Origin of the sequence: Mycoplasmopsis equigenitalium (genome assembly GCF_024498255.1) — a bacterium.
Lineage (GTDB): Bacteria > Bacillota_I > Bacilli_A > Mycoplasmatales > Metamycoplasmataceae > Mycoplasma_H > Mycoplasma_H equigenitalium.
In genome coordinates, this window is sequence record NZ_CP101808.1 from 487,956 (window position 1) to 507,686 (window position 19,731).

The 19,731-nt window shown below is 31.6% G+C and carries 20 protein-coding genes and 6 tRNA genes; 10 read left to right on the forward strand and 16 right to left on the reverse strand.

The annotated features are described in order from the left end of the window. Positions 1 to 37: 37 nt before the first annotated feature. From NPA09_RS02190 to NPA09_RS02220, 7 genes are all read right to left on the reverse strand, one after another. Positions 38 to 595: a hypothetical protein gene (locus NPA09_RS02190; RefSeq protein ID WP_129723268.1), complete on the reverse strand. Its 558-nt coding sequence runs from the start codon at positions 593 to 595 to the stop codon at positions 38 to 40. Positions 596 to 686: 91 nt separating this feature from the next. After that, positions 687 to 1,694 (reverse strand): nucleotidyl transferase AbiEii/AbiGii toxin family protein, encoded by a 1,008-nt coding sequence (locus NPA09_RS02195; RefSeq protein ID WP_129723266.1) that lies wholly within the window; start codon positions 1,692 to 1,694, stop codon positions 687 to 689. Between the two features lie 2 nt (positions 1,695 to 1,696). Then, positions 1,697 to 2,308 carry a DUF6088 family protein gene (locus tag NPA09_RS02200; RefSeq protein ID WP_129723264.1) on the reverse strand — a complete coding sequence of 204 codons (612 nt, stop codon included), beginning with the start codon at positions 2,306 to 2,308 and terminating at the stop codon, positions 1,697 to 1,699. A 151-nt stretch (positions 2,309 to 2,459) separates the two neighbouring features. After that, a complete protein-coding gene (locus tag NPA09_RS02205; RefSeq protein ID WP_129723261.1) occupies positions 2,460 to 4,820 on the reverse strand; it encodes a sugar ABC transporter permease in 2,361 nt (786 codons plus the stop codon). Next, on the reverse strand, positions 4,807 to 6,384 hold the full coding sequence (locus NPA09_RS02210) for a sugar ABC transporter ATP-binding protein (protein WP_129723259.1): 1,578 nt from the start codon (positions 6,382 to 6,384) through the stop codon (positions 4,807 to 4,809). The genes NPA09_RS02205 and NPA09_RS02210 overlap by 14 nt, the downstream gene beginning before the upstream one ends. 157 nt (positions 6,385 to 6,541) lie before the next feature. Further along, positions 6,542 to 6,617: transfer RNA gene (locus NPA09_RS02215), tRNA-Lys, on the reverse strand. Positions 6,618 to 6,622: 5 nt separating this feature from the next. Beyond that, positions 6,623 to 6,708, reverse strand: a tRNA-Leu gene (locus NPA09_RS02220). A 263-nt stretch (positions 6,709 to 6,971) separates the two neighbouring features. Between NPA09_RS02220 and NPA09_RS02225 the strand changes: the two genes are divergently transcribed. Further along, complete coding sequence (locus NPA09_RS02225) at positions 6,972 to 7,481, forward strand: DNA recombination RmuC family protein (protein ID WP_129723257.1); 510 nt, start codon at positions 6,972 to 6,974, stop codon at positions 7,479 to 7,481. A gap of 35 nt (positions 7,482 to 7,516) precedes the next feature. Here NPA09_RS02225 and phoU read toward each other — a convergent pair whose 3' ends face one another. From phoU to NPA09_RS02260, 7 genes are all read right to left on the reverse strand, one after another. Next, complete coding sequence (gene phoU / locus NPA09_RS02230; RefSeq protein ID WP_129723255.1) at positions 7,517 to 8,170, reverse strand: phosphate signaling complex protein PhoU; 654 nt, start codon at positions 8,168 to 8,170, stop codon at positions 7,517 to 7,519. Between the two features lie 3 nt (positions 8,171 to 8,173). Then, the gene (locus NPA09_RS02235) at positions 8,174 to 9,001 is read right to left on the reverse strand and encodes a phosphate ABC transporter ATP-binding protein (RefSeq protein ID WP_129723253.1); all 828 of its coding nucleotides are present in this window, start codon (positions 8,999 to 9,001) and stop codon (positions 8,174 to 8,176) included. Continuing rightward, positions 8,994 to 10,994, reverse strand: coding sequence for a phosphate ABC transporter permease PstA (pstA, locus tag NPA09_RS02240; RefSeq protein ID WP_129723251.1), 2,001 nt, complete (start codon positions 10,992 to 10,994; stop codon positions 8,994 to 8,996). Before pstA ends, NPA09_RS02235 begins: the two co-directional genes overlap by 8 nt. A 230-nt stretch (positions 10,995 to 11,224) precedes the next feature. Next, positions 11,225 to 12,337 (reverse strand): PstS family phosphate ABC transporter substrate-binding protein, encoded by a 1,113-nt coding sequence (locus NPA09_RS02245; protein ID WP_129723249.1) that lies wholly within the window; start codon positions 12,335 to 12,337, stop codon positions 11,225 to 11,227. Between the two features lie 151 nt (positions 12,338 to 12,488). Next, complete coding sequence (locus NPA09_RS02250; protein WP_129723247.1) at positions 12,489 to 12,920, reverse strand: hypothetical protein; 432 nt, start codon at positions 12,918 to 12,920, stop codon at positions 12,489 to 12,491. Between the two features lie 31 nt (positions 12,921 to 12,951). Beyond that, on the reverse strand, positions 12,952 to 13,848 hold the full coding sequence (locus tag NPA09_RS02255) for an aquaporin (RefSeq protein WP_129723245.1): 897 nt from the start codon (positions 13,846 to 13,848) through the stop codon (positions 12,952 to 12,954). Beyond that, positions 13,848 to 14,888 (reverse strand): NAD(P)-dependent oxidoreductase, encoded by a 1,041-nt coding sequence (locus tag NPA09_RS02260; RefSeq protein WP_129723243.1) that lies wholly within the window; start codon positions 14,886 to 14,888, stop codon positions 13,848 to 13,850. Before NPA09_RS02260 ends, NPA09_RS02255 begins: the two co-directional genes overlap by 1 nt. A gap of 147 nt (positions 14,889 to 15,035) precedes the next feature. Here NPA09_RS02260 and NPA09_RS02265 point away from each other — a divergent pair, with 147 nt between their 5' ends. After that, complete coding sequence (locus tag NPA09_RS02265; RefSeq protein WP_165036286.1) at positions 15,036 to 15,830, forward strand: PTS glucose transporter subunit IIA; 795 nt, start codon at positions 15,036 to 15,038, stop codon at positions 15,828 to 15,830. Between the two features lie 43 nt (positions 15,831 to 15,873). Here the strand turns inward: NPA09_RS02265 and NPA09_RS02270 are convergent. Then, positions 15,874 to 15,947: transfer RNA gene (locus NPA09_RS02270), tRNA-Gly, on the reverse strand. Between the two features lie 130 nt (positions 15,948 to 16,077). Between NPA09_RS02270 and NPA09_RS02275 the strand changes: the two genes are divergently transcribed. The 5 genes from NPA09_RS02275 (at position 16,078) to NPA09_RS02295 (ending at position 18,371) form a co-directional block, all read left to right on the forward strand. Then, positions 16,078 to 16,299, forward strand: a complete 222-nt coding sequence (locus tag NPA09_RS02275) for an acyl carrier protein (protein WP_129723239.1) — start codon at positions 16,078 to 16,080, stop codon at positions 16,297 to 16,299. Between the two features lie 24 nt (positions 16,300 to 16,323). After that, positions 16,324 to 16,399, forward strand: a tRNA-Trp gene (locus NPA09_RS02280). Positions 16,400 to 16,468: 69 nt separating this feature from the next. Next, entirely contained in the window at positions 16,469 to 16,735 is a 267-nt protein-coding gene (rpsT, locus tag NPA09_RS02285) for a 30S ribosomal protein S20 (RefSeq protein ID WP_129723237.1), read from the forward strand. A 66-nt stretch (positions 16,736 to 16,801) separates the two neighbouring features. Beyond that, on the forward strand, positions 16,802 to 17,638 hold the full coding sequence (locus tag NPA09_RS02290; RefSeq protein ID WP_129723236.1) for an alpha/beta fold hydrolase: 837 nt from the start codon (positions 16,802 to 16,804) through the stop codon (positions 17,636 to 17,638). Then, positions 17,631 to 18,371, forward strand: a complete 741-nt coding sequence (locus tag NPA09_RS02295) for a glycerophosphodiester phosphodiesterase family protein (RefSeq protein WP_129723234.1) — start codon at positions 17,631 to 17,633, stop codon at positions 18,369 to 18,371. The genes NPA09_RS02290 and NPA09_RS02295 overlap by 8 nt, the downstream gene beginning before the upstream one ends. On the opposite strand, the gene NPA09_RS02300 is transcribed toward NPA09_RS02295, so the two are convergent. Continuing rightward, positions 18,355 to 18,894, reverse strand: a complete 540-nt coding sequence (locus NPA09_RS02300) for a DJ-1/PfpI family protein (protein ID WP_129723232.1) — start codon at positions 18,892 to 18,894, stop codon at positions 18,355 to 18,357. The two genes, NPA09_RS02295 and NPA09_RS02300, sit on opposite strands and share 17 nt — an antisense overlap. 115 nt (positions 18,895 to 19,009) lie before the next feature. Between NPA09_RS02300 and NPA09_RS02305 the strand changes: the two genes are divergently transcribed. The 3 genes from NPA09_RS02305 to NPA09_RS02315 all read left to right on the forward strand — a co-directional run bounded on the left by NPA09_RS02305 (position 19,010) and on the right by NPA09_RS02315 (position 19,719). Beyond that, positions 19,010 to 19,084, forward strand: a tRNA-Cys gene (locus NPA09_RS02305). A gap of 4 nt (positions 19,085 to 19,088) precedes the next feature. Continuing rightward, positions 19,089 to 19,165, forward strand: a tRNA-Arg gene (locus NPA09_RS02310). A gap of 143 nt (positions 19,166 to 19,308) precedes the next feature. Then, on the forward strand, positions 19,309 to 19,719 hold the full coding sequence (locus tag NPA09_RS02315; protein WP_129723230.1) for an LSm family protein: 411 nt from the start codon (positions 19,309 to 19,311) through the stop codon (positions 19,717 to 19,719). Positions 19,720 to 19,731: the final 12 nt, after the last annotated feature.

Here is a 19,731-nt window from a genome sequence, read left to right on the forward strand (position 1 = left end):
TTTAATTATATTAAAAAACCTGCTTAGCAGGTTTTTTTTATATTCCAAATTTACATAAAATTAATCCAATAAGCGATGTAGCAAAACCAAGAGGAATACTTAATTTAAGTAATCACGATATCGCATCTGAAGGATTAACCTTGCCATCAGCTATCAACATCAATAATACAAAGAAACAAACAATTGATAATAAGCCAACTAATAAGAGCGGAGCGCCTACTCAACGTTGTTTAATGAAACCTGAAATTATTTTAATTAGTAAAACAACAAAAACAATTAAAAAGAATAATAGTGATAATAGTGCTAGTGTTACCCCTAGAGCAGCAAGTACACCAGTTTTAGTGTCACCCTTAATAACATTAGAAAGATCTTCAGCTAAATCTTTAAAGTTTTCTACTAAGTGTTTTAAGTTGCCAAGACTAAATAATTGAATAGTTGTATATTCGTAACCTGGTAATGGGTCAATTGGTGTTGCTTTTGCCTTCATAAATAGACCATAAACAAGTGGCGCTATGAATAAGGTAAAAAATATAAGTAAAATAACCGACCCACAAATTTTCATTTCTGGTTTTTTTTGTGTTTGATTTTCCGCCATAAAACTCCTTTTCTATTAATATGTAAATTATACATTTAAATAACCAAACACAAAAAATCACCTTTTGATATTATTATTTTTTTGCGTTGATTTAATCTTGTTTCTTGTACTCACGAATTTCTTTTTCTAACTCAATTAGGGCCTTGAGCATTTCATTAAAATCAGGAATTTCGCCATAAAGCATTTCAATCATCTCATAGTAATCGCGTGAAATCTCATTCCAACGGTACGATTTTGGAATTAGCTTTAAGGTTTGTTGTGCAATTTCTTCGTATTGTGCTCAACGTTGCGGATAAAGCTTATTTTTAAATAGAGCAATTCTTCTTAATAAGGAAAGATGATCGAAAAGACTCGATTTATACTCTGAATTAGCAATCCGATAAAGATCGTAATAGTGGCGCGCATAACGAATTGGAAATTTAGAATTTTGTGGACGATTTGCTTCGTGATGTAAAATGGTCGCCTTTTCTCAAAATGTTCGTTCTGGTTTTATCGTTCTTACTTCAAAACCATCTCCTTCAAATAACATAGGAAACTTGTCGTAGATATCTGGCTTAATTTTTGCAATCACAAAGGGTTCGTCTTCAGAAAGAATCCCTATTTTTAAACGAATATAGTTTTTAATATACAAGGAGTTGAAAAAATTAGGATATTTAATCAACACGCTTTGTTTCATACTTTGATCAAGACTAATTTCGAGTTTTTGGTTTGTTAATTTGTTTAAATCATCCTGAAGCTGCGGAATAAATACATTTTCTAATCATTCCTCAATTCTAGGAACAGTACTTTTATTAAACTTATCTTGTTGTACATTAGAACGCTCTAGTAAAAAATCTTCCTTTTGGTAACCAAGTACTTTTCAATCCAAAATCAAATCAATATCTTCAGAAAATCTTTCGATTAAATTAAAGCACTTACTAAGACTAATTCCACCTTTAAAAGTAAAAGCATTTTTTCATAGTGATTTATTAAAAATATAATCAAGTACAAAACATAATCAATAATCCTTTTCGAGCACAACTTCAGCACGTTTTAAAAGAATTGCACTTTCTTCAAGAGCAACTTTAAGATTGTCTGCTGTCACTTTTTTAAATTCCATACTTACTCTTCCTCCATACAAATTCTTTTAATCACCTCATAAATTCAGCGACTTGTATTTTTGGTTTCATCTAAAATTTTCTTTCTATTAGAACGATTCACAAAACGTTTTAAATGATTAATTTGTCAGTCGCGTACATTATTTTCTCCAAGTTTGTCGATTGCTTGAATTAGTAATAAACTAATTTCGGACATATTAGAATTAACATTACTTCGTTTACGATGTAAAAATTTAATTTTGGCATTTTTATATTGAAATTCGGCATTACGACCATCAGATACATATATTCATTTTGCAGGAACCTGCGTTGATAAGTCTAACAGATTAAGCGAGGCATTACCACTTGGAGCAATAGTTCAGTTATATTTTCTTGCTAACGTATATGCGATATCTCTAGTCGAAGGTTTTGGTTCGATCTCTAAAAAATCATTATATTTAGAATGGTAATAAATACCATTTATTGCTCGTTTAATTGATTTTTCAATAACAAGTCTATTTAATGTTTTGCGAACTGTATCATAATTTGCGATATCAAAAAAATCGCTTGCAATAAACGTTTCACATTCTTTCTTACTGAGAATTCGATCCAAAATCATTGATTTTATGCTTTCCATAATATTTCCTCTTGTCCCAATAATTATACAATATTTGGGACAAAATATAGCCAAAATATTTTATGTTAATTGATAAATTTAATTAATGACACTAATTTAAAGTATATATAAAACCAATATAAAAAAACAGGCACAGCCTGATTTTTTTTAATTATCCAATTTTTCTGTTGGTATATACATCAATTCCAACCGCACCAACTAAAATTAATCCTTTAACAATAAATTGGTAGTGTTGTGCAACATTAAGAATATTTAATCCTTTAGTAATTACTGACATAATAAATCCACCAATAATTGTTCCAACAACTGTTCCGATTCCACCATAAGCACTAGCACCACCAACAAAGACAGCGGCAATAACATCGAGCTCTTGTCCTAGTCCTTGTGCTCCAGTAACAGTAGCTTCAATCGAAACAAAGACATAACCGGCAATTCCATAAGTAATTCCAATTGCACAGAAGATATAGAAGGTTGTACGTTTTGAGTTGATTCCCGATAACTCAGCAGCGACTTTATTTCCACCAATTGCATATACTTTCCGACCAAACGAAGTATTGCTGGTGATAATATACATTCCGATAAAAGTTGCAGCAATAAATAGTCAGTAGTATCTAGTTCCAAGTGAATATCTTGCAAATACCAATCCTAGAACATTAATTGCAACCACAATAAGAGTTAATTTGAAAAGAAATGCTGAATATTTATCTGTAACCAAATTGTATTTTTGTGCCTTTCTTCTTCCTCAAAAAGCAAGGAAAGCAACAATTACACTAATTGAAACAAAGAATAAGAACACACCAATAAAGAATGGGGAAGCAGTAGTTCCTAAATTGCTATCAGGTAAATTACGATTTAAAAATCTAAGCGAGTCATTAACGTCGATATTTAATGTTCGACCATTCGAAATAACTAATAAGGCACCACGAATAATCAATGACATGGCAAGAGTTGCCACAAAGGCTGGAATTTTCAAGTAACCAATTAAGAAACCACTTATCACCCCAATGGCTAAACCAATAAGTAATGAGAAGAAAAGAACAATAACATCTTTACCCGGAACTCCCAAGAGCAGTTCATTATTTATCTTCACCGTCATATACGCGACAAATCCATAGGTTATCCCGGCACTAAGATCGATATAACCAGCCACGATAACCAACAACATTCCCATTGAAATAATAAAGACAAATGTATTTAGTTTAAAGTTACTAATTAAATGGTTTGCTTTAAGAACTTCAAAGTTTGTAGCAAAGGCAAATGATAAAAGTAACACTGCCATAATGTAAAACATTGAGTATTTTCTTAAATTCGAAGAAAAACGTTTCATATAACTACTGATTGAGTTACCAAATACGTGAGTAGCATAGAAATCACTAATCGCAGTTTTTAGCTTTTTAAATGGTGTAATTGGTGCAATTACAGCTTTTAATTTTTCAAAATCTGCTAATTCTGCTTTTTGTTGCGCTTGGAGTTTTTCGTGTTTTAATTCGTAAACTGTTTTACCGCTTCTTTCATTCAACTCATCAAGTAAATTGTTTCATTTACGTTGTATTTGTACTGAGTTAATTGAAATTTCATCAATGATTTTGTTTGCTTGTTCAGGTGTGATTGCACACACATCACGTTTAAATTCAACCTTCGCAATTTTCTTTTCAGCGGCAGCTTGAATTTTAGCGATTTTGCTTTGATATAAAGCTCTTAATTTATTGTTTTTAACAGATTTACTCAAATCATGAACATTGGTAAACTTACGACTTGCTAATTCATTATAGTCATTGACATCAGCTGTAGTTTTGCTTTGCGCTTTAATTTTGTTTAACTCTGTTGCAACTTTTTGCTTTTGCGCAGCAAAATATGCTTCATTATTTTTAATTTTTACATTGCCACTTTGAGCGGCTGCTAACGCTTTATTGGCAGCGTCAACCTTATTTTGTACTTTTGCTAATTCTTGTGTATGAACTTTATTATATTCTTGCACTCTTGCTGCGTATTCTTCATTATATTTTTTTTCTAGTGCAGCAATATCATATTCAAGAATTGAAATTTGTTTCGATTCTTCGTCGTTTAAGTACTCTTGAATTTTATTTAAATAACTAAGTTTAGATTTTTTCATCAAAATTGCATTTTGCAATGAATACATTTTATCTAAAGCAAAAGCACTAGCAAATGTATCTTTGTTCACTTGAAGAAATTCAAGTTCTGCTTGATAAATTCTAACTAATTTTTGATTGTATTCAATGTAAGGTTTAATACTTGAAACGCTATTAATACCTTCTTCAAGATCAACCTTGGCATGAGCGATATCATATTTTTGATTAATCGCATATTCGCGTTTAAGTAACTTCACTTTACGAAGTTTACTGTTTACTTCACTTAAAAAAGTATTTTTATTAACAATTAATTCGTGTTTAATTTCTTTTTGTGCCTGGCTCTTTGTTTTCTTGATTTCATCTTGTTGACGTTTAGCAAGATTCTTCGCCTTAAGCACTTCAAAATTGTTACTTTGTGGCATTTATTCTCCCTTCTTGTTGTTTTGTCCCAATAGCAATTTGCATAATTTTTTCACTAGTTGCATCTTTGGTGGTGATTTCACCTTTGATTTCACCGTGTGACATAACAAATATTCGATCGGTGATTCCTAATAGTTCTTCAATTTCACTCGAAATTACCACAACTGCTTTACCTTGCTTGATTATATCGAATAAAATTTTGTAAATTTCGTACTTCGAACCAACATCAATTCCCCGTGTTGGCTCATCGATAATTAACACATCAAACTCTGTTGATAATGATTTTGCTAGTAATACTTTTTGTTGGTTACCGCCCGAAAGTGTGCTGACAGGATAAAAGATATCTGGTACCTTAATATTAACTTGATATTTCCGTTTGTTCGAATTATCAATTTCCTTATTCTTGTTTAAAAATCCAAAACGGTTATAGATATGACCAGCTGACTGATTAATGTTAGTATGAACTGAAAACATTTGAATTAACCCTTCGTTTTTCCGGTCTTCAGATGCATATGCTAAACCTTTTTTCAACGATTCTGCAACACTTCTTAGTTCAGTGATTTCACCTTTTAATTTAAGTGTTCCACTTCGCTTAATGCCATACGAATGCCCAAAAATTGATTTTGCTAGTTCGGTCCGACCCGAACCAACCAATCCACTAATACCAACAATCTCGCCTTTGCGAACATCAAACGATGCTCTTTTAACGGCCATATAGTCCTTAATTTTTGGATGCTCAACTGCTCAGTTTTTAACTTCAAGTATCGTATCACCAATTTGTCGATATTCAGGTCGTGGTGGAAACTTACTTCCTAATTCGCGCCCAACTATATCTTTAATTAACTGATCCTCGTTAATTGGATTTTCTTTTGAATTTGAATAATCAGAAATATGTTTACCATCCCGAATAATGGTTATATCATCCGAAACGTAAGCAACTTCTTTTAATTTGTGTGACACGAAAATACTAGTAATTCCATTTTCGTCTTTCAGTTTTTTAATAATATCTAGTAAAGCATAACTATCGCTATCATTAAGACTTGATGTAGGTTCATCCAAAATTAATAATTTTGCTTGTTTTGATAACGCCTTAGCAATTTCCAACAATTGCTGTTGCGCAATTGATAAGGTTCCCGCTTTAACTGATGGATCGATTTTTAACCCCACCATATACATATAATACTTAGCCTGTTTAATCATTTCTGATCAGTTTAAAAAACCAAGTTTATTACGAATATAACGACCAACAAACATATTTTCGTATGCCGTTAAGTGGGGTGAAATTGCTAACTCTTGGTGGATAATAGCAATCCCCGCCTTTTCCGAGTCTTTTAAGCTAGCAAAATTCGTATTTATTCCTTCAAACACAACATTGCCTGAAAACTTATTATTGGGAATAACGCCGGAAATAACTTTTAACAAGGTTGATTTTCCAGCCCCATTTTCCCCTACCAAACTAAGGATTTTGCCGCGTTTAACCTTAAATGAAACATCATTAAGAGCAACAACTCCTGGGTAAGTTTTGGTAACTTTATCGAGTTCAAGAATGTAATCAATTTTCCCCATAAATCCTCTCTAATTTTTAGTATTAAACATACCATTTATATAATACATTAAAATGTGATAATGTTTTTATAAACCACAATATAACTGGCACAATATTCCAGTTTTTTTAAATAAAAACACACCGCCGTGGTGTGTTTGTTTGTGGCCAATTTTGAAATGGTACGTCTTAGAGGATTCGAACCTCTGACCCAATGGTTAAAAGCCATTTGCTCTACCTACTGAGCTAAAGACGCATATATGGTGCCTAAGACTGGACTTGAACCAGCACAGAGTTGCCTCCGAGGGATTTTAAGTCCCTTGCGTCTACCATTCCGCCACTTAGGCTAGTAGCCTTATTATTATACATAAATATTTTTATTTTTTTAAATATTTTTTACAAGAAAATTGCAGAAAAATATATTAGTTTTTTTGAATAAATAATTCATTAAATTAGCAATAAAAACACAAGAAAAAAAATCAAAAATCTGTTCCATCTAGTTATTCGCCTATAAAAAACAGTAATTTTTCATATTTTTTTATTTTTTTAGTGTTTTTTACCCCTCCAGAATACATATATAAGTGGTTATAAAAAAGAAAGGAGGTGAAATATGTTCAAAAATAAAAATGCTCTTTATAATTTAATTAAAGATGCAACTAAACTAACCAAGAAGGAGGTAATGTCTATTTTAAAACGTTACTCGGATGTTGATATGTTTCAAATGATGTTTGAAAACGAATCTAATATCCTTTGATTAATTGCAAAAATAGATCAAAATAATATGAAACAAAAAACAGAAAATGATAAATTCAAACAAATAGATCAGAAATTTGATCAAATTGATAAGAGATTTGATAGCTTCGAAACGAGATTTGATAGCTTCGAAACGAGATTTGAAGAAAAATTTGAAACACTTACTAAGACCCTTCTTGGTGCAATTGCTGGGGTTGAAACTAGATTAAATCAGAGAATGGATGAAGAATTTGGTAAGGTTAATTCTCGTCTTGATAAACTAGAGCAAGATGTAGCACAACTCAAAACAGATGTGAATCAACTCAAAACAGATGTTGCGGTTCTTCAATCTGATGTGTCAATACTTAAGTCATTTCACAATATATAAAAAATCAACATATTTTGTTGATTTTTTATTCAAAACTATAATTTTATGTATTTACCGTTAATTATATAATACAACGATTCGCAGATATTAACAATGTGGTCGCCTGCTCGTTCTAAACTATTAGCTAAATTGATTAAATAAACACGTTCGCTAATCTCTGCTTCTGTATGTTGTTTTTTAAGGAATGAAGCAATAAGTTCTTTATTGACTTCAAGTGTTTTTGTGTCAACTACATCATCATCTTCAACAAGTTTTAAAAGCAATTCATTACGTTCTTGTTCAATATTATCAGTTAATGATTGTAGCATATGTAGAACTGCATCATAAATTTCTTTAATTCGACGCACCGAACTAGGGCTAGGTATTTTTACACTAAGCACAAAACGTGCAATATGTTTCGCGTAATCACCAATTCGTTCTAACTCTTTAGCAATTATTAAATATGATACAGCACGGCGTAAATATTTAGCAAGAGGTTCCTTTGTTAAAACAAAGCTAATTTCGTTCTTAATTGCCACCATTTCATCGTCTACCTTTTGATCATCATCGATAATCGAATGTGCCAAAATTTCTTCGTGTTCAACAAGTGAACGGTATGCTTTTTCATGTTGTGTTAATACTAAATTACTGAGCTCAATTAAGCGTTTTTTAATTCGTAAAATTTCATTTGTTACAATCGAACTAGTCATAAATTACCCCATCTTTCCGTTAATATAATCAGCTGTTAATTTCTCATTTGGATTTGTAAAAATCTTTCTTGTTTCATCAAACTCGATTAGCTCTCCTAAATAAAAGAAAGCTGTTAAATCACTAATCCGTGATGCTTGTTGCATAGAGTGAGTAACAATAATAATTGTATACTTTTCTCTTAATTTAGCAATTAGTTCCTCAATTTTAGCAGTCGCAATAGGATCTAATGCACTAGTTGGCTCATCCATAAGCAACACATCTGGCTTAAGAGCAATGGCACGCGCGATACAAAGACGTTGTTGTTGACCACCACTTAAACTAGTTGCATCATCACCTAAACGATCTTTAACTTCTTCCCAAAGAGCAGCATTAATTAAAGCATCTTTAACAATTTGATTTAATTCTTTAGGATTTTTAATTCCGTTACTACGTGGCCCGTAGGCTACATTGTCATAAATCGACATCGGAAATGGTGTTGGTTTTTGAAACACCATTCCAATTTTGCTACGAATTTCAATTGGTGAAATCTTATTTTTGCTTTGTGGTGTTTTATTCTTTTTAAATAAATTTTTTATGCGTTGTCAAAGACTGGGATTTTGATTAACAATGTTAACGCCGTTAAAAATAATTGTTCCTTCAGTAACAGTATCAGCAATTAAATCATTCATCAGATTAAAACAACGAATAAATGTACTTTTACCACAACCACTAGGCCCAATAAATGCTGTTACGTGATTTTTTGGAATATTAATATTAATATTTTTTAAAGCGTGGGTTGCTTTTTTATCGTAGTAAAAATCTAAATTTTTAACCTCAAAAATATTATCCATGTTGTACCTCTTTTCTGCTTTCGTGTTGTAATTTAATAATATTTTTATTAAAACGTTGTTTCTTTTTCTTTTTAATTAAATTTACCAACGGCTCGATACTATAAGAAATAATAATAAGTAATGTAATTATTAAAATCGTTACAAAGGCGAATTTATACGATAACGAAATCCGGTTTGCCATACTACTTGTTCCGTGTACTTGGTTTTCAAGAATAAATGTAGTAAGTGTTTGTCCATGTTTAAGTAAGCCGTATTTTGGATTAAATGACATTCCTAGCGTTAGAAAGACAGGTGCTGTTTCCGAAATAATCCGTGACATTGAAAGAATTGTTCCCGAAATAATTCCAGAAATTGCCATAGGTAAAATGATTTTCCGAATTGTTTCTCATTTGTTTGCGCCAAGCGCAAGTGATGAATCACGTAATTCTTGTGGAATGTTAGTTATAACTTGTTCAATACTTCTTGTATATGTTGGCAAGATAACTAAAACCATTGTTAAACCACCTGCTAATAAACTACTTGAAGCACCTTTTTCTTTCAGACCCATCACTTCTAAAAACATCACCATTCCAAAAATTCCAAACAGAATACTTGGGGTTCCGCCAAGCGAATCAAGGAAAAATTTAATTAGTTTTCCATATCATTTATCTTTTGCATATTCGGCTAAGAATATCGCGCTAAATAAAGCAAGAGGGAAGGTTAAAACAATCGCAACAAGAATTAACAACACCGTTCAAATTAACGAGTTCATAATTCCATTATATTTATAATTTAAATCTCATGCTCTTAATCTTGGTGCACCAATTAAAATAACATCGTACAAGATTCATCCAACAATCGCCGTAATAAAGATTGCGGATAAAGTTTCTAAAAAGATTGCTCAAATTAAGTAAATAATTTTCGTATTATGAACATGTTTTTCATGTTTAATCTTAAATACTTTAGTAGCAATTAGAACAAATAAAATACTGATCGCATAGCCCAAATTATGAGTTACATAACGTCAAGCAAAACCTAAATAGTACATTAAATAATAAAAGCCGGTAACAGGAAGTTTGATCGTATCAACAATAATACTTTTTGGATATTTGTTAAGATATGGTCTAGTAATTTTAATTTTTCTTTTTCTTGATAAGGCGGTAATGATCATAATAAGAATCATAACGATTATGAACAAGCACAACCCAATAGCAAACGAGTGTTCCACAATCGATTCGCTTGAGCTGTCAGTAAACATATTACGAGCAATTTCGGTCGAAAGTGTTTTGTAGTCAGCATTAAAAATACCTAACCCTTGTTTGAAAACATTTGCTGATGCAGGTGATGAGAGAATAAGAGATGTCGCCATCGTTTCTCCAATTGCTCGTCCTAAAGCAACAATCGCCGCAACATAAACACCAGACTTGATTGATTTTAGCGCTACATTGTAAATTGCTTTTGTTTGCGTGTTACCAAGCGCAACTGATGATTCAACCAGCTTACTAGATACTAAATAAAGTTGATTCGTAATTAGTGAGACCATTGTTGGAATAATCATAATGGCGAGCATAAGCGTGGCATTAAAAATTGTCATATCGGTTTTTACGCCCGTAATAAACCCCGACAATTTTCCCAACGAACTAAGGGCAAAAACCCCGTAAATAATACTTGGGACACCTGCCAAAATGTCAATTACCACTCTAAAAAAGCGACCATAACGAAATAAACGATAACGAATTAAAATTGCAAGTCGTTTTGAGATTGGTAGCGCAATCAAAACCGCACCAATACTAGTAATAAAACTAACTGTTAATGCACCCCAAATTCCAAATTCATTGATATTAGCAGTAAAAAAGATTGTTTTTCAATTACTTTGAATAGCCGGGAATGCTTTTTTAAGGATAAAGCTAAACATTGCCGCTAAAGCCACGATCGCAAAACACGAAATAATAAAAACAACATTTTTTACGATAATATCAGATATCTTTTTATTTCTGATCATTTTCTCGTTCATTTTACCTCCTTTTAAAAAATACTCAAAAGGGCGTGCGACCCCTTTGAGTACTTATTTTATCTTTATAATTTAAATACAAAAAATAGCGTTTTGCTTGCTAGAAATGAAATTTTTTCGCATTCATAATCTTTTCATAGCCTAATAATACCAAAAAAATATTTTTCCTTAAATTTTTCACAAAATAAAAGCCAAATATTTCAATATTTGACTTTTTATAAATATTTTTATTATTATACTTTTAGTCCGTATACGGCTTCGGTGTTTTCAGTTTTAAATTTTGCTAATTGATCAGTATTACCTTTAACAGCGGCGTATAATTCAGCATCTGATTTTGTTAAATCTTTTTGTAATTCATATTGTTCTTTTGTAAGTGGAACAAAGTCTAAACTAGAAATAAGATTTTGCACACTTTCACTTAATAAGAATTTTGTAAATTTAACAGCATCTTGGTTTGTTTTATCAAAAATAATGTTAAATGGTCTTGTTCATTTGTATGAACCGGCAGTTACATTTTCCATTTTTGGAACTCATGATTCTGATTCAGAAATTTTAACAACTGCTAATTTAACTTTATCGTTAACATTCTTAAGACCAAATCCTAGCGAAACATATGTTAATGAACCTGCTGTTTGATCAATTTTGGTAAATGCGGCTGTGTTAGCTTCATCTGTAGTTTGTTCTACTGGAAGGAATGAAGAATCGTGGTTTTCGTATTTTGATTTTTCATCTTTGCCAAGTGAAATATGTTTTGTTAGTTTACTCATAAAACCATCTGCAGTACCTGATTGACCTTTTCCACCTTTACGGCCAAATACTTTAGCAGGGTTAGAATTTGCTGCTGATAAGTTTGTAATTAACTTGTCTCAAGCAACTGTTTCACCTTTGTAGGCTTTTGCTAATTCTTTAATATCTACGATTGGTGCAGCATTATCTTTGGTTGTTACACCTTCTGGTAAATGAACTACAATCCCAATTGCATCAAGTGCTCATGTTACAGTTCTTAAGTTAGTATTAGCTCAAGCTTTGCCTTCACCAGGTGTCTTACTTGAACTTGTCATTCCAAATGGTTGGTCTGGTGTTGCTTTATTCATTGATTTAAAACCACCACCTGAACCGGTTGATTTGTAACTTAAATTACCACCTGAAAGTTCAGCTAGTTTATTAATAATTGGAACTATCGAACTTGATCCTTGACCTGAAATTACACCTGTAATACCAGCGTCTTCTCATTTAACTCCTGATTCATTTTCACCTTCTGGAGCAGCACATGAAACAACAATAACAGGGGCGATTGCTGCTACAGATACTAATGAAGTGAATAATAAGAATTTTTTCTTAGTCATTTAATTTTTCTCCTTTTTTCTTTTACTCATAAGATGTGCATGACCTTGCACGACCTAAATATAACAAAAAAATAAAAATTAATCAAAATTTGTAAAAAAAATACTAGAAATGCTAGTATTTTTCATTTTATCGCTTTAAAAAGGGATAATTTTATTTTTTTGTCAACAAAATTACAGTTACAATGATGTATGCAGGCACTGAAAATGTTAAAAATGAACTTACAACAATCCCAAATGCGTGATAATCAACATCTGCTCCTGACGCTGACATAATTGTATAAAGTAATGCAATAATCGATACAATAAAGACAATAAATAAAATTCACATAAAAGCTTGATGTAATGGTTTTCTTCAGCTTGCTTTACCAAAAACATTGATAAAGTAACCAGCTATACTTTGTACCATTAAGGTAAAAATAACTGCACCTGAAATTGTAAGTAGAACATGTGCGCCATTACCTTCGCTTTTAATTGCTGTAATAAATCCAAAAATTGCAAGTGCCAAAATAACGCTGGCAAAAACAATTTGTGAAATTAAATATCCACGTTTTTTGTCGGTCATAATTCCTCCTTTTGAACGCATCAATTATATATTATAATAAAGGCTAATTTATTTATTTAAGTTCGTCAGCTTTAAAATTTTTAAATTTAATTGCTTTTGCGACTAGTGGGTTAATGTAAGTCATTGTTACACCTTGTACAAAGGCATAGAAGACTGGCGCCATTGCTCCACCTGCCATCATCATTACTGTGGCAACTACTAAATCTTTTTTAGCAAGATCGAAATCACCGCCTGTATAAATTCCCGCTTTTGATCCACCTTTAATCCCAAAGAATAAATCAGGAACTTGTTGCGCAAGACCACGTGCAGGGTTAATTGCAGCGCTACCTAACAACATCCCAAATAAAACTGAAAGCGAGATCACAAACATAATTATAAGATCACGATATTCATCTTTAACATTTGGACTGAAAATTGGGAATAATAAAACTGCGGTCATAACCATTTCGCCAAAGAAGATTCAGCTTGCTCCGGCTGCTAAATTGTCGTTATTATTCTCAATAAAATCTTTATTTGCTGCACCAAGAGCTGAAATTGCTTCATTAGCAGCTAAACCATTATTTGTAGCATTACCAATTCCATAAATAATTAAACCAGTAATAATTGCTGCAACAAACTGTGTAGCAATTTTTGCTAACGCATAACTTGTGTTATTTGTTCCGTTTAATCAACGATAAATCGTTACAGCTGGGTTTAAATCGCATGATCATCTTAGGAAAGCCATTAATGCGAACCCTACCACAATAAATCCGGCAAAAAATGCCACCAAAAGATTGTGCACCATATGTGCTTCAACAGTTTTACCTTCAATAAGAATTGATAAACCTGCCAAACCAAAACTAAGTCAAATTGTGCCAAAAAATTCGCTACCTAAGTGTTTTACTCAATTAACAACACTATTAGGTTGTTTGGCATCTTGACGATTTTTAAATTTAAAAAAACTAAACATTATCCGTTTTTTACCTTTCCATTTGCTAATAATTCAAGCGCTTTTTCAAAGTTTCCTGCCTCAGCTGCATCAGCATTATCAATTGTGATTTTTGCAATTTGCTCAAGTGAAACATCAGTTAAAAATGCTTGATGACTTGTAACGATAACATTATCGAGTTCAAGTAATTCTTTTCATTCCTTATCAATTTTTTGAATATCTTTTGCCAAGTTTGAAATATCTTGGTAAAATCTTCCTTCTTCACGCTCAAGCACGTCAACAGCTAAACCACCAATTTTGTTGTTTTTAAGCGCTGCTAAAATATCTGTTAATTTAATTAATTCGCCACGACCTGTATTAACAATAATTACATCTTTTTTCATATATTTAATTGCGTGTTTGTCAATAATATATCTGGTTGATGGTAAAAGTGGGGCGTGCAAACTAATAAAGTCACTGTTTTTAATTAGAGTTAGAAAACTCACATACTCAAAATTCATTTTCTTTGCTAATTCGAAGTTATGCACTTGCATAAATTGGTCATAAACAATCACTTTTGCTTTTAAGCCATTCGCCATACGAATAAATTCTTGTCCAATTTGACCCGCACCGATAACCCCGATAATTGAGTTTTCAATGTTCTTTCCGTTTAAATTATTAAGCGAGAAATTATAATTTTTTACCCGATTAATTGCTACAGGAATTTTTCGATTTAGTGTTAACAAGGTTGTAAGTGCAAATTCTGCAACACTACTTGCTGAATAGTTGGGCACACGAAAGACCTTAATTCCTACTTTTGCTGCATATGCTAAGTCTACTTTGTTGTAGCCCATTGATCTTTGCAATCAAAACTTAACATTGTTTTTTGCAAGTAATTCCAAAATAAATTTGTCACCACTTGTATTAACGAACGCACAAATTGCGTCGTATCCTTTTGCTAAAGAAGCAGTTTCAATTGTTAAATTTTCTTTAAAAAACGTGATTTCGTGTTTTCCGTAAACATTCGCTTTGTTAAAAGAATAAATATCATGCTCTTTAGCATCAAAAAATGCTATCTTCATTTATTACCTCATTCAAAATTAATGATTCTATTATAAAATGGATAAAATTTTAACGAACTATATAATATGCTTGAGTATGTAATCAATTACACACGCGATAGTAAAAATGTTTTCGTTTACATCTTATCCCTTTATAATAAAATCACTATGAAAACAAATGAACTAATCAAATTAGCGCAAGCTCTTGGCGGGTTTGACAACATTGTACTAATGTCAAATTGTGCCACAAAATTAAGATACGACATCGCCAACAAAAACTGTGTTGATGTTGAATTACTAAAAGAATTAAATCCATACAAAGTTAAATTCGTTGGTGACAACCACATTCAAATCGACTTTCGCGAAGATGCGGAACAAATCAATTTAAGCCTTCAAAATCTGCGGATTGAAGGAAACGTAAAAATCGAAATTAACAACAAAAATCAAGAAATTCCATTGAAAAATGAAGAAGTTACTCGTCACAAATATGAGTGCGATAACATCATTTATGCTACCAATAAAGGTGAAACAATTCCCCTTCAAAAATTAAAGGATGATGCTTTCTCAAAATTCATGCTAGGCCATGGGTTTGCCATTAAAGTTGACGATTTAAAAACCGTTAATATTTACTCGCCAGTTGATGGAAAAATCACTTTTGTTTACCCTACAAAACACGCTTACGGAATTAAAACTAAATTTGGCAATGAACTTCTAGTTCATATTGGAATTGGTTTAGGAAAATACAATGGTGTGGGACTTGAATCATTTGTTAAAGTGGGTCAAGAAGTAAAACATGGTGACAAAATTGCATTTATGGATGTAAATAAATTGAAAAAATTCAAAGACGAAACATTAAGATATGACGTTATCACCGTTCTTACCGACCCAGTTCGTAGATATACAGAATTCGAATTAATCGAAAAAAATATTGCTAAACCAAACATTCCATGATTTAGAATTTAGAAAAAACATCACATAGCGTGATGTTTTTTGATCAAAACTGATATGGAGCGAGTGAAGGGAATCGAACCCTCATAGTCAGCTTGGAAGGCTGAAGTTCTACCATTGAACTACACTCGCAACTAGTTGGTGTTTTCTATTATAATACAAAAATATTCATAATTAATTATTTTTTGCGTTTTTCCACTTGCGACCAGTAATTAGCATTTGGATAAATTTGGGAATTAGTTATAATAATTAGAAAAGGAGCATGATGCAAGATAAAATTTTAAAAGAAATCCAAAAACTAACTAATGTCAAAGTAACTATGGAAGCTAGCATTGAAGATCTAAAAATTGATTCGCTAGATTTAGTACAACTTGTAGTCGATGCTGAAACAGAATTTGGTATTAGTATTTCTGACGAAGAAATTGCAAGTATCAAATACGTTAAAGATTTTGTTAATTTGGCCAAAAGCAAATTAAACAATTAGTATATAATATATAAACTTGGCTATAGGGGTATAGTTCAATCGGTAGAACAACGGGCTTCAACCCCGTGTGTTGTGGGTTCGAGTCCTGCTACCCCTGCCATTTTTTTATTCTTTTTTTATTATTATGTGTATAATAAAAAGGATTTTTATTTTATAAAAAGGAGAAGAAATGGCAAATATTAAATCAAAAGTTAAAAATATTGCTCGCATTGAAAAACGTCGCACAAGTAACTTTGCATTTAAATCAAGAATCAAAAAAGCGATTCGTGCCGCTCGTGAAGGAGTTGAAGCAAATGCAGCAAACGCAAAAGAACTTGTTGCATTTGCTCACAGCTTAATTAATAAAGCAGCTGCTAAAGGTGTCTTCCACCCTAACAAAGCTGCTCGTAAATCTTCAAGACTTGATTTATTTGTGCAAAAACATAACCAAAAATAATTGGATATCAAGTCTAATTTAACCCTAGGAATACCTAGGGTTTTTATTTTAATGTATGATTTATATATGTTAAAAATGTTTGAAATCAATGGTCAAATAGAACAAATTTATGTTCAAGACAACAATGCTAAAAGTACACTTGTTTTAATTCACGGACTTAATTCAAGTTACCAGTTTGTAAAAGATTTATATAAACAAAAGCTTAATTTTAATCTTGTCGCCTTCAATATGCCAGGTTCAAGAATGAATCTCAATAATCAAAATGCAAATTTTGATGAATGAATTAGATACGCCAAACTTGTCATTAGCCAAATTACTAACACTGATATCTACTTTTTAAGTCACTCAATTGGCGGAATGGTGACCCCAACTTTAGCGAAAAAATACAATGCTAAATGGTCGTTCTTAGTTAATCCGATTCACCCATACATTCAATATTCACTAATCTATAAAATTCTAAAACTCGCCCATAGCGAATCATCTTTTACTAAAAACTCAGTTACTTCGCTACTAAAACTTAACTCAATTAATAATGACGAAAAACGAAACTGAATCAATATTTTTACAAAACAAAACTCAATATGATATCAAATGATCAAACAAAATGTTTTAAATCTTGAGTTTTTAGATAAGCTGGACCAAATGTACGAAGAAATCAAAGATAAAAGCACCTTTATTGCATCGCTAAAAGACAGTATCATTGATGGCGAAGAACTTGTAAGATATTTAGAAGAAACAAATAAAAACTATATTTTAATTGGTGAAAGCCATAATCCTTTTGAAAAAAACTGCAAAGAAATAACTAAAGTTTTAAATGCTCATATTCCGTTTGAAAAACGTAAAGGATTTTTATGAATGAAAAAGAAAATGTTTAAACTTAAAGAGGTAAAAAGATATGAATAGAATTGAAAAGAACCATTGACTAAATAAATATTTTATTGCTCATCGCGGTTTTCACACAGAAACAGAACCCGAAAATTCACTCGGTGCTTTTAATAACGCTATTAAAAATAAGTATGCTATCGAACTTGACTTACATATTTTAAATGATGGTAATGTCGTAGTTTTTCACGATGACAACCTAAAAAGAATGACGGGACTTGAAAAGGCAATTAAAGATACAACTTGAAATGAAATCAAAAATTTAAAACTAAAAAATACTGATTATACAATCCCGCTTTTCAGCGATGTTTTAAAATATATAGATGGACAAGTGCCACTATTAATTGAATTAAAAACTGACACCGAAAATCATCGCCTAGAAGAAGCGACCTGAGAAATTTTAAAGACGTATTCTCACCCTTACGCAATTCAGTCTTTCGATCCTTTTACTGTACAGTGATTTAAGAAAAATGCTCCTGACGTTATTCGCGGAATGCTTTCGGGTAGTTTTCATAATGAAAAACTACCATTCTATAAAAAATTTATTTTACGCAACTTACTTTTAAGAGCCAAGGCAAATCCTGATTTCATTAATTATGAAATCGCTTATTTAAAAAGTAAGCCAATCTTAAAACTTAAAGATCAACTTACTATTTTATGTTGAACCGCTCGCGATTTAAATACTTTTATCCAAACCTACAAAAGCGGAATTAACTGTGTATTTGAAAACTTTATTCCTATGCTACCGGATTAGTTCCTGCAACAAGTTCGTTTGCTAATTGATCACCGAATAATGTTCTAACAATTTGAATAGCAAAATCGTGTGAAGCATATGGTGATTTTCCTGTAACTAATTTACCATCTACACATACTAAATCTTTTACCCGGTTTTTGCCTGGTTTAAAATTTGGCATTGGGTATGATGCATATTTTCGATCAGGAATTAAATTACTTTCATAAATCACATTTGGCGCATCACAAATTGCAAATACGTATTTATTTTGATCAAGAAAATGTTTAATAGTATCTTGACCCCTTTTATCTTTTCTTAATGTTTGCGCTTGTTTACCACCAACAATTAAAATCCCATCATATGCATTAAGGTTAACTTTACTTTTAAGTACCTCAAGCTTAACAACTTTATGTACACCTAGAACATCCTTATAATCTGGATTAAAATATGTGACATCAATTTGTTTTGTACGATGAAGAACTCCCAAAACAGTTGCTAATTCAATATCTTGAAAATCATCGTACACAAGTACTAATAAATTCATTTTCGCCTCCTTGCCTATATTTTAACATATTAAAATAACTAAGAAATAGTAAATAAATTTCTTTATTATGCTAAAATAAGAAAGCAACTATTTTGAATTGTTGGCACCATCATAAGGCACCATAGCCAAACGGCCAAGGCATGGGTCTGCAACACCCTGATTACCGGTTCGAATCCGGTTGGTGCCTCCAAAATGCGCCCGTAGCTCAATTGGACAGAGTGCTTGGTTACGGCCCAAGAGGTTAGGGGTTCGACTCCTCTCGGGCGCGCCATATAATTTAATTACCATTATTAAAGCCCAGAAGTTGCTCTGGCTTTTTTATTTACTTATAAAAAAAATAAGTTATAATATGCTTGCAGTTTTGGAAATAAAAAAGTTGCGCTTGCGTGACTTTTTATTTACTAAGGAGGGACTGTGAAAGAAAAAATTTTAAATAAATTTCGCGACCTAATTTCAAGTATCACAATTAAAAATGATCTTGTTGAAATTGAAAGTATTTTTGATAATTTAGATGATGTTAGCGCACTCAGTAAAAAAATTACTGACTACATCGCTACAATTGATGAAACTTTTTTACAAAAGTACAATATTGAGGTATTTTCTAAGGGAACAGAAATTGATATTAATCAACATAATTTACAGAATTTTGTTGAAAATAAATTAAAAGTTGTTTGCAATAAAACAGTCAACAAACATAATGAGTACATTGGCCAAATTATTGAACACAATAACGAATTTATTGTGATTAAATGAAATGCAAAAGGTCAATTTCGCAAACAACAAATCACTTGAGATGACATCGATAAAATCGAACTATATATTTAAAAGGAGATAAAT